This window comes from Marinomonas sp. MED121 (genome assembly GCF_000153025.1).
Taxonomy (GTDB): domain Bacteria; phylum Pseudomonadota; class Gammaproteobacteria; order Pseudomonadales; family Marinomonadaceae; genus Marinomonas.
In genome coordinates, this window is record NZ_CH672429.1 from 1,004,547 (window position 1) to 1,015,184 (window position 10,638).

The window sequence follows — 10,638 nt, forward strand, 5'->3', positions numbered from 1 at the left end:
ATTTAAGCTCACTTATAAAGGTTTGATTAAAGTTTCTTATGGGTACCATTCGTATTATTAAGTAAAAAAATGTTATTTATCACATAAATGATAAGTATACCAAGCAATACAAAGCACAAGGGAAAAGCTAAATCAGAGAGCATTTGATAATCATTAATATTCCAAGGTAATACAAATTCGGTATTTTCTGGTACTTTTTTGCCATCAATTAAAATCCAGTGATTTACTAAGACCCATGGCCATATTTTTAATAAAGAACCCAACATCACACCAATTAAAAAAGAAATAGTAATCTCTTTGAAATGATCCATTAAGTATTTTAAGAATTTAGAAAAGCTTAATAATCCTATTAAAGCACCAACTGCAAATAAACTAATTACATCTAATTCAAAGTTTTTAACCGCGAGTAATACCGGCCCATACATGCCCAGCATCAGCAAAATAAAGCTACCTGAAATACCAGGTAATAACATGGCGCAAATGGCGATCATGCCAGAGAAAATGACCATTAACGGTGTCACATCAAGATTAGTAGGAGAGAGTAAAGCGATAAAAAGCCCAAAACTAATCCCTAATAACATCATCAGGTAATAGTGTTTTTTAAATTTACCTAAATCTTTTGCTAATAATGCCGCAGAAGCGAGAATTAATCCCATAAAAAAACTAGATAAATACCTAGGGTAAAACTCTAAAGCATACGAAATAGCCCCAGACAAAAGCGCCAAACTCGATACAATACCCAAACCTAAAACCAGTAAAAATGTACCATCAAAATGTTGCCATAAACCTTTTAAGTTAACTTTTAAAAGCAATTGAATACTTTCTTTATTTACGCCACTTAATGCAGCGATAAGCCTTTCATAAACACCCAAAATAAATGCGATCGTACCACCTGAAACACCAGGGACAATATCAGCAGCCCCCATAAAAACACCACTAAAGTATATTTTGATCCATTTATTCATCTTCTAAACCTTCTAATAAAGGAACAAAGTGCGCCAACTCATCATCAAGGCGCTTCCATTTTGTCCCTTCTTTTATCCAACATGCCACACAGGAGACAGTGTCTTCTATTGGCATAATCAATACCCCACCTTCTTTTAAATTCTCTAATAGAGCAGTAGGAACTTTATTAACCATCGCAGTGACAATAATGGCATCTAATGCAACTCGGGTAGGCCATCCTTTGTTAGCATCACCATAAAGATATTCAACATTATTAATCTGCAATTGCCCCAGTCTTTGCTTAGCCATTTCATGTAAAGCTTGTTTACGCTCTATGGTATGTACCTTATTAAAAAAATGAGCCAGTAATGCAGTTTGATAACCTGAGCCAGTACCCACTTCAAGTACTCGCCCTAAACGAGCATACTGAAGTAACCATTGAGTCATTCGTGCCACTGTAAATGGCTGACTAATCGTTTGATTATGGCCTATGGGTAAAGGCGTAGAAGAGTAAGCTAGATGAGAGAACGCGGGTTCGACAAATAGATGACGAGGTAACTCAGCCATCTTAGACAGCAAAGCTTCATTTTCAATCCCCAAGCGCCTTAACTCGTTGATCATACCTGAAGCACGACTTTCAGAGTTTTTTACCAAGCTTTGTAAACTATTCATTTTCATCTAAAGGCATTTTTAACCAAGCTGAAACAGAGTTCATTGCTGCATAGCAAGTCATGTCTGTATGCAAAGGAGTAATAGATACATAGCCTTGGCTGATAGCATGAAAATCTGTTCCTTCTTGCTCATCATGAGGCTCTGATAAAGCACCAATCCAATAACTCGGAATACCTCTAGGATGCTGAGCAGAAATAGCAGGCTGAGCAGACTTTCGATAGCCAAGACGAGTGACTTTGAAGCCTTTAATCAGTTCAAACTCAACATCAGGCACATTAACGTTTAAAATGCTTCCCTTAGGTAAAGTTTCACTCAAATAGTGAAGCGGCGCAGCATCGTCAATTAACTGTAAAATCACCTTGGCTGCTGTTTCAAAATGCTGATTACCCACTAAAGACACAGCTATCGCAAAGCAACCAACATGACGCGCTTCCATGGCCGCTGCGACTGTCCCTGAGTAAATCACATCATCCCCTAAATTCGGACCATGATTAATACCAGAAACCACAAAATCAAATTGACCATCTATCACTTCAGAAATGGCCAAATTAACACAATCAGTCGGTGTTCCATCAACGCTGAATTGCCCTTTTGCAACCTGTTTAGGTTGCAAGGTTCTGGTCAAGGTTAAAGAGTTACTTGCACCGCTTCTGTTTCTATCAGGAGCGACAAGCACTGTTTCATATTTTTCTGATAAATATTGATTAAGGGTTTGAATCCCTTTGGCATCAACACCGTCATCATTGGCTATTAATATTCTCATTCGTACTCGGGCTTGAAACATCGGTAAAATCAATTAATTCACGTAAAACGCTAGTCGCAAAGCTACCTTTAGGTAAACTAAATTGCACAATTAACTGATCGTTAAGCAATTCCCAGACCATATTTTTTGGAATGACTCTTGCTGCCCTTTGCTCTCGCCCTAACGACAAACGATTCAGCTGCTCAAGTAAGGCGCCATCTTCTGACCAAGACTGGGTCATTGAATGGGCGCGTAACATGCTGGTATCCGCTAAAGCGCCATTATTTGCCAAAGGCAGCTGTGGGTGTAGATCAAGTTGATGTAAACGTCTTAATAAATTGGCATCAATATCTTCAACTCGAAAAGATGATTGAGTCCCTTGAAGCTGCACCCTATCATCTAGAAATACCTGCCCCCATAAACCCGAAGCGACTTGATCACTTAAAGCCTGATTAAAAAACCAAGAGCGAATAGCAGAGAGCCAAAAGGATTCGGTTTTGCTTAAGCGCTTTTTAGGTGATGGGTCTTTTGCCAGCCATTGACGACCTTGCACCAAATTATTCCCATTAATGCCAAACCGCTGAGGACCAAAATAGTTTGGTACACCTTCAAGTGCCACCAAAGCCAATCTATCTTCTAAATCTGCTAACTGACCACTTAGATTGCGAACTCTCAGCACAAAACGATTTGTTTTATGGACACCCACTTTAAGCTTACGAGGGTGCCTAGCCATGCTTACAAGCTTGACAGTTTCAGCCTCATTGAGCTCATTACTAATGGCCTGCATTAAAGCTGCGCCATCTATATCTTGATTTAAAACATGTAAACAGAACCATTGACGGGTTACTGCATGTCTATCTTTAACACCGCTATAAGTGACTTTATTAACGGGTACTTTAGTATGCCTAGCTAAAAGTCGTGCTAAGAACTCTGTATTAACACCTTGTTTCTCAATAAAAATATAAAGGTGCTCGCCCTTTCCTTCAGGCTCAAACCCTAATTCTTCTTCAACATAAAAATCTTGAGCACTGGTTTTTAAGTCACCTGTAACTTGAGGCTTTGACCAAGCATATCGCCAATCTGTATTCATTTATTTAACCTTTCACTAAAAGACAATTGCGATCTAAACGTTTGCAGCCATAAGCAAGGCAACAGCGGCTACAGCAATGCCCTCTTTACGTCCAGTAAAACCAAGCTTCTCAGTGGTTGTTGCTTTTACATTGACACTGTCGATATCTAACGCAAGATCTGCTGCTATATTTGCTCTCATCGCATCGATATGCGGTGCCATTTTTGGTGCTTGAGCCATGATGGTAATATCTAGATTGCCTAGCTGATAACCTTTCTTCAAAACTTCTTGGTAGGCTTTTTTTAATAAAACTCGGCTATCAGCTCCGGCAAAAACAGGATCAGTATCAGGAAAATGTTTGCCGATATCACCTAATGCTGCCGCCCCCAAAATCGCGTCAGTCAAAGCATGAAGTACCACATCACCATCAGAATGAGCAATCAGACCATGCAGATAAGGAATGCTCACTCCACCTAAAATAATTTCATCGCCTTCACCAAATTTATGGACATCAAAGCCGTGGCCAATACGAAATGGCAGCATAAATAAATCACCTTAATTAGTCGTTTAGTTAGTGGTTATCAAGTAAAGGAAGTAAGGCTTTTGCCATTACAAGGTCGATCGGTAAAGTTACTTTAAAGTTACTTGCTTTACCCTCAACCAAATCAGGGTGCTGCCCTAGCGACTCAAACGCTGAACTTTCATCAGTAATCAATAACCCCTGCTTCTTCGCTTTAATTAAAGCCGTGATAAGTGCATCTGCTTTAAATTTTTGCGGTGTTTGGGCATGCCAAATATGCTGTCTATCTAGGCTCATCTCTACCTGTGTTTGATTTTCAGATGTTGGTGATGCTTGTTTGATTGTATCTTTTGCAGGCATAGCTAGCAGAGCGCCGATCGGATTATTATTCGCTAGCAGATCATCAATCTCAGAAAGTGAAATGAGTGGCCTTGCAGCATCATGAACCAAAACAAACTCGTCCTTTATGGCATGTTTATCCATAATAAAAGATAAGCCATTTAACACAGTATCACTGCGCTCTTTACCGCCAATATAACGATGAACACGTTTATCGTTCGCCCAAATTGAATCCAGCCAATAAGCATCATTGACACTTAAACCCACGGCAATATTATTGATTTTCTCATGGCTCAGTAGACGCTCAATCGTTTGGTCAATTAAATATTTACCATCGAGGGGCAGATATTGCTTTGGGACGTTAGCTTGCATTCGAGCACCCACACCCGCTGCAGGCAAAATAACCCAATAGGCGTTTGTCACTGGTCTACCATCCTATAAAAGGTTTCACCTTCTTTAATGTATTGCAGCTCAATACGAATTTTTTCTTCAACTGCATCTTGTCCATTTCTCAAATTCGACAATTGTGCTCTTAAAGCTGCATTACGTTGCGATAATTTATCATTGGTCAATTCTTGAAATTCGACCTGTTTGCTTAACTCTTCTTGCCGCTTGCGTCCTTGCTCGCCATAAACCAATTGATAGGCAAGATAAATCGCCATGCCGGCAAACAAGACTGATACTATTCGTTGCATAGACATCATCATTTCAGAAAAAAGATCTCCTACTATAAAACACAGCCTAAATTGGGTACAACAAAAAAGGGAGAACCTAGGTTCTCCCTTTTTACTTAATCTAGCGTGTTAGATTAAGCTTGACCTTTGATCTCTGAAAGACCGTTATAAGGTGCTTTACCACCTAATTGCTCTTCAATACGAAGCAATTGGTTGTACTTAGCAACACGGTCAGAACGGCATAAAGAACCTGTCTTGATTTGACCTGCAGCTGTACCCACTGCCAAATCGGCAATAGTGGCATCTTCAGTTTCACCTGAACGGTGAGAGATAACCGCAGTATAACCCGCCGCTTTAGCCATTTTAATAGCTTCTAGCGTTTCGGTTAAAGAGCCGATTTGGTTAAATTTGATCAAGATAGAGTTAGCAATACCTTCATCAATACCACGTTTAAGAATCTTAGTATTGGTTACGAATAAATCATCACCAACTAGTTGAATCTTATCCCCTAGAATCTTAGTTTGGTAAGCAAAACCTTCCCAATCAGACTCATTCAAACCATCTTCGATTGATACGATTGGATACTGGTCACAAAGATCAGCTAGGTAGTCAGAGAAGCCTTCTGAAGAGAAAACTTTACCTTCACCTTTCAGGTTATATTGACCCTCTTCATAGAACTCTGAAGCAGCACAGTCCATAGCCAGAGTAATGTCTTTACCTAGCTCATAACCTGCATTAGCAACCGCTTCTTTAATGACTGCCAAGGCTTCAGCGTTTGATGCAAGGTTTGGTGCAAAACCACCTTCATCGCCTACGGCGGTATTAAGGCCACGATCACTCAATACTTTTTTCAAAGCATGGAAGATTTCAGCGCCGTAACGTAATGCTTCACGAAAGTTAGGTGCACCAACAGGCTGAACCATAAACTCTTGAATATCTACATTGTTATCTGCATGCTCACCACCATTGATGATGTTCATCATAGGCACAGGCATAGAGAATTGACCTGCTGTGCCGTTGATTTCAGCAATGTGTTCATACAAAGGCATTTTCTTAGCGGCTGCAGCAGCTTTTGCTGCAGCAAGCGATACCGCTAGAATAGCATTTGCACCAAAGGTCGATTTATTTTCTGTGCCATCTAGGTCAATCATGATTTGATCTAGCTCTGCTTGGCTTTCTGCATCTTTACCTAGTAAAGCTTCACGGATTGGACCATTTACAGCAGCAACTGCTTTTAATACACCTTTACCTAGGTAGCGACTCTTATCACCATCACGTAATTCAAGTGCTTCACGAGAACCCGTAGAAGCACCAGATGGAGCACAAGCAGAACCAACAGACGCATCAGCCAAAATCACGTCAGCTTCAACAGTTGGATTACCTCGAGAATCAAGAACTTCTCTCGCCTTAATATCAATGATCTGAGTCATAACAAACCTTTTATCAATAAAATGAAAAAACTACGTCCCCTAAGGCGCAGCACTTATTTCTCTTTACCAGCGTATTTTAGAGCGGCGTGTACGAACGCACTAAATAGGCCATGACCATAGCGTGGTGTGGAAGTAAACTCAGGGTGGAACTGACAAGCAACAAACCATGGATGGTCTGCAATTTCTATCATTTCTACCAAAGAGTTATCTTCTGAACGACCTGAAATTGTCAGTCCAGCTTCTTCCAATGCAGTCAAATAGTAGTTATTGACTTCATAGCGGTGACGGTGACGTTCACTGATAACGGGTTGACCATAAGCAACATGTGCTTTTGAGCCGTCAAGCAAGTTACAGTTTTGTGCACCAAGACGCATAGTGCCACCTAGGTCTGATTCCTCTGACCGTATTTCTTTGGAACCTTCTGAGTCAGTCCATTCTGTAATAAGACCAACTACTGGATTCTCTGTTTTTAAGTTGAACTCTGTACTATGGGCACCGTTTAGTTTTGCAACATTTCGAGCAAATTCAATCACAGCGACCTGCATACCTAGACAAATACCTAGGTACGGAATTTTATTTTCACGAGCATACTGTGCAGTTAAAATTTTACCTTCAACACCACGCTCACCAAAACCACCAGGCACTAAAATAGCATCCATTGATTTAAGCACTTCTGTGCCTTCATTTTCGATAGTTTCGGAATCGATATAATGTAGTTTCACTTTTGTTTGTGCATGAATACCCGCATGATCCATGGCTTCAATTAGAGACTTGTAGGCATCTAAAAGCTCCATGTACTTACCAACCATGGCAATGTTAACTTGCTTTTCAGGGTTAAGCTTGGCTTGCGCCACTTTATTCCAGATAGCAAGATCAGGAATACCGCAGTCTAAGCTAAAGCGATCAACAATCAGACTATCTAGGCCTTGATTATTCAAGTGTTGTGGAATGCTATAAATCGTATCGGCATCAGGAAGAGAAATAACCGCTCTTTCATCTACGTTAGTGAAAAGAGAGATTTTCTTGCGTTCAGGCGCTTCAATAGACACTTCAGAACGGCATAATAGAATATCAGGCTGAATACCAATTGAACGTAGCTCTTTCACTGAGTGCTGCGTCGGTTTGGTTTTCGTCTCACCAGCAGTGCGAATATAAGGCACTAAAGTAAGGTGCATAAACAAAGCACGATGCGAACCTAACTCAACTTTAAGTTGACGTACCGCTTCAAGGAAAGGCTGTGACTCAATATCACCGACTGTGCCACCAATTTCAACTAATGCAATATCAGAACCTTCGGCGCCAGCAATCACACGACGCTTAATTTCATCCGTGATATGAGGGATAACCTGAACAGTACCACCAAGGTAGTCACCACGACGCTCTTTTTTCAGAACCGTTTGGTAAATACGACCGGTAGTAAAGTTGTTACGTTTACCCATTTTAGTGGAAATGAAACGTTCATAGTGACCAAGATCCAAATCGGTCTCAGCACCATCTTCAGTGACAAATACTTCACCGTGTTGGAAAGGGCTCATGGTACCTGGATCAACATTGATGTATGGATCCAGTTTAAGCATAGTGACTTTAAGGCCGCGCGATTCAAGGATCGCTGCTAGAGAGGCTGCTGCCAATCCTTTACCAAGAGAAGAAACTACGCCGCCTGTGACGAAAATGTATCGAGTCGCCATTTATGAAAAGCCCGCCTTTATAGATGAAAAATAGAGTTGATGACATGTTGAACCATGCCTTCTGACGGGTCGCAATGGTACCATTTGATGGCTTATCACTCAATCTAAAAAAGCAGTATCAAAATTAAATTGGGTGGAAAGTTTCACTTCTCAATGAATACCTGCTCAGCAGACTAAGCTTTTGGCCAAGTTAACAAGGCTTTAGGCCGCCAATCAAGGTTGATGAAGTCCTGCCAATCAGGCTTAACCCAAAGGTCTCCTATGGCCACCAGCTCATCTTGATAATAAAGATAAGGTAAATGTTCACGCCACCAAACAGGCACCTGCTCATCATTAAACCATTTCTTTAACTTTCTTGAGAGGCCATTTTTCTGAACTAACACTTGAGTGTCTGGCTTGTTACCTAAGCTAAATGCATTTTCATCAAACTCAAGGTTTGTACTAAGCGAAAAATGATAAACATCATATTCACGTTCAAGCTCTTGATTAGGACTGATTTTTGACACTTGAGCAGGTATCTGCAAAGGCAGGACATACAATCGATTTTGAAAGCGCATTAACCTTGCTAACTTATGTTCAAAACAAGGTTGCTTCCCTTGTTCGGTAAAAAAGCTTTCATTAACAGCCAGCACTTGAGCTTGAGTAAGACTAATCGAAAACAACTCTAAATATTGGCGCAACCAAAAAACTCTTTGCTCTTGATCTAACGCTGCAATTGCATCCAGTTTTAAACTAGTGTCTTGCGCTTGCCACGCACTTAACTTATCCCGACTGAGATTCGCTAACATTTGATAATCAAACGCTAAACGTTTTGCCGCTTGCTCAATTCGACACTCTGCTTGAGGCTCAAACGCTTGTAATTTAGGGATAATTTGATGACGTATATGATTTCGACTAAATGCCTCATCTTGGTTAGATTCATCTTCGACCCAAGTCAGCCCATTTTGTTTTACATATTGAATCAAGTTAGTTTTATCAAAAGATAAAAGCGGCCGATATAGAAAGCCCGCACCCAGCTCTCTTTTTGCTGGCATGCCCGCCAAACCTTTACCGCCAGTCCCTCTTAACAAGCGAAACATGAGTGTTTCCGCTTGATCGCCTGCATGGTGGGCTAATAATAGATAGGCATTTTTATTAAGGTATGAGGCAAAGATATCATAGCGGGCAATTCGGGCCGCTTCTTCAATAGAATGTTTTTGCGTATCTAATTCAACCTTATGCCCTTTAAAAGCCACTTGATATTGTTGACACAATGCCTCACAAAAACGATACCAAGCATCTGCATTTTGACTTAAGCCATGATGAATATGAATCGCTTTAACACGATGACCAAGTCCTGCTTCAACTAAGAGGTGTAAAAGGGCGACAGAATCAACACCGCCACTTAAGCCAAGATAAATAGGCTGTTCTTTTGTGCCGAGATATTGATGAAAAGAATTATCTAGCCCTGCTAAGAAGCTTTCTTTGGAAAGTGCCATTATCACCACTCATTTCATAAAGGTTTAAACATAAAAAAGCCTCCACTAGGAGGCTTTTTTTAAAGACCTGACTTCAAGCGTTGAACTATTAAAAATTATAGTCCGTAAGACATCAACCTTTGGTAACGACGCTCTAATAGCTCATCTGTCGTCAAAGCATTCATACGGTCTAGGGCTTCAAGCACATTTTCTTTATAGCTTTGTGCTGTTTGTTCATGATGTACATGGGCACCGCCCATTGGCTCTGTGATAATTTTATCAACTAAACCAAGCTCTTGTAGTCGATCTGCTGTAATCCCCATCGCTTTTGCAGCATCTGATGCACGATCAGCACTTTTCCAAAGGATAGAAGCACAACCTTCTGGAGAAATAACAGAATAAGTGCCGTATTGCATCATCATTAGCTCATCACATACACCGATTGCTAGCGCACCACCTGAACCACCTTCACCAATAACGGTTGCGATAATAGGTGTTTTTAGACGAGACATAACAGCCAAGTTATAAGCGATCGCCTCACTTTGGCCACGCTCTTCAGCACCAATACCTGGATAAGCCCCAGGGGTGTCAATTAAAGTCACGATGGGCATATTGAATCGCTCAGCCGTTTGCATCAAACGTAACGCTTTACGATAACCTTCAGGTGCTGGCATACCAAAGTTACGTAGTACTTTCTCTTTTACCTCACGGCCTTTTTGATGGCCAATAACCATGACAGGCTTGCCATCTAAACGAGCAACACCACCCACAATCGCGCGATCATCAGCATAATGACGGTCACCATGCATTTCTTCAAAATCGGTAAAAGCGTGTTCAATATAATCCAAGGTATATGGACGTTTTGGGTGACGAGCAAGTTGTGACACTTCCCACGCACCTAGATTACTAAACAGTGACTGAGTTAGGGTAATCTTTTTCTCTTCTAAACGACTAATTTCGTCGCTGATATTAAGTTGGTTATCATTACCAACCAAGCGTAACTCTTCAATTTTTTGCTCGAGTTCAGCAATTGGTTGTTCAAAAGGTAAATAGTTTAAATTCATTATTTAATCACTGCTGTTTAGTTGCCATAGAGAGAATG

Annotated in this window: 11 protein-coding genes; all 11 read right to left on the bottom strand. The window is 40.7% G+C overall.

The features are described from left to right. Positions 1 to 26 precede the first annotated feature (26 nt). Entirely contained in the window at positions 27 to 965 is a 939-nt protein-coding gene (locus MED121_RS04600) for a DUF368 domain-containing protein (RefSeq protein ID WP_009832448.1), read from the bottom strand. Next, positions 958 to 1,617 (bottom strand): protein-L-isoaspartate(D-aspartate) O-methyltransferase, encoded by a 660-nt coding sequence (locus MED121_RS04605; RefSeq protein ID WP_242603173.1) that lies wholly within the window; start codon positions 1,615 to 1,617, stop codon positions 958 to 960. The genes MED121_RS04600 and MED121_RS04605 overlap by 8 nt, the downstream gene beginning before the upstream one ends. Then, positions 1,610 to 2,380 (bottom strand): 5'/3'-nucleotidase SurE, encoded by a 771-nt coding sequence (gene surE / locus MED121_RS04610; RefSeq protein WP_009832450.1) that lies wholly within the window; start codon positions 2,378 to 2,380, stop codon positions 1,610 to 1,612. Before surE ends, MED121_RS04605 begins: the two co-directional genes overlap by 8 nt. Further along, positions 2,358 to 3,449: a tRNA pseudouridine(13) synthase TruD gene (locus MED121_RS04615; protein ID WP_009832451.1), complete on the bottom strand. Its 1,092-nt coding sequence runs from the start codon at positions 3,447 to 3,449 to the stop codon at positions 2,358 to 2,360. Before MED121_RS04615 ends, surE begins: the two co-directional genes overlap by 23 nt. Positions 3,450 to 3,482: 33 nt before the next feature. Further along, the gene (ispF, locus tag MED121_RS04620; RefSeq protein ID WP_009832452.1) at positions 3,483 to 3,971 is read right to left on the bottom strand and encodes a 2-C-methyl-D-erythritol 2,4-cyclodiphosphate synthase; all 489 of its coding nucleotides are present in this window, start codon (positions 3,969 to 3,971) and stop codon (positions 3,483 to 3,485) included. Between the two features lie 28 nt (positions 3,972 to 3,999). Next, positions 4,000 to 4,710, bottom strand: coding sequence for a 2-C-methyl-D-erythritol 4-phosphate cytidylyltransferase (ispD, locus tag MED121_RS04625; protein ID WP_009832453.1), 711 nt, complete (start codon positions 4,708 to 4,710; stop codon positions 4,000 to 4,002). After that, complete coding sequence (locus MED121_RS04630) at positions 4,707 to 4,982, bottom strand: septum formation initiator family protein (RefSeq protein ID WP_036179356.1); 276 nt, start codon at positions 4,980 to 4,982, stop codon at positions 4,707 to 4,709. Before MED121_RS04630 ends, ispD begins: the two co-directional genes overlap by 4 nt. Positions 4,983 to 5,095: 113 nt before the next feature. Beyond that, positions 5,096 to 6,391 carry a phosphopyruvate hydratase gene (gene eno, locus MED121_RS04635; protein WP_009832455.1) on the bottom strand — a complete coding sequence of 432 codons (1,296 nt, stop codon included), beginning with the start codon at positions 6,389 to 6,391 and terminating at the stop codon, positions 5,096 to 5,098. Between the two features lie 53 nt (positions 6,392 to 6,444). Next, entirely contained in the window at positions 6,445 to 8,079 is a 1,635-nt protein-coding gene (locus MED121_RS04640; RefSeq protein WP_009832456.1) for a CTP synthase, read from the bottom strand. 173 nt (positions 8,080 to 8,252) lie between these two features. Next, positions 8,253 to 9,557 carry a tRNA lysidine(34) synthetase TilS gene (gene tilS / locus MED121_RS04645; RefSeq protein WP_009832457.1) on the bottom strand — a complete coding sequence of 435 codons (1,305 nt, stop codon included), beginning with the start codon at positions 9,555 to 9,557 and terminating at the stop codon, positions 8,253 to 8,255. A 95-nt stretch (positions 9,558 to 9,652) separates the two neighbouring features. Next, on the bottom strand, positions 9,653 to 10,600 hold the full coding sequence (gene accA, locus MED121_RS04650; protein WP_009832458.1) for an acetyl-CoA carboxylase carboxyl transferase subunit alpha: 948 nt from the start codon (positions 10,598 to 10,600) through the stop codon (positions 9,653 to 9,655). Positions 10,601 to 10,638: the final 38 nt, after the last annotated feature.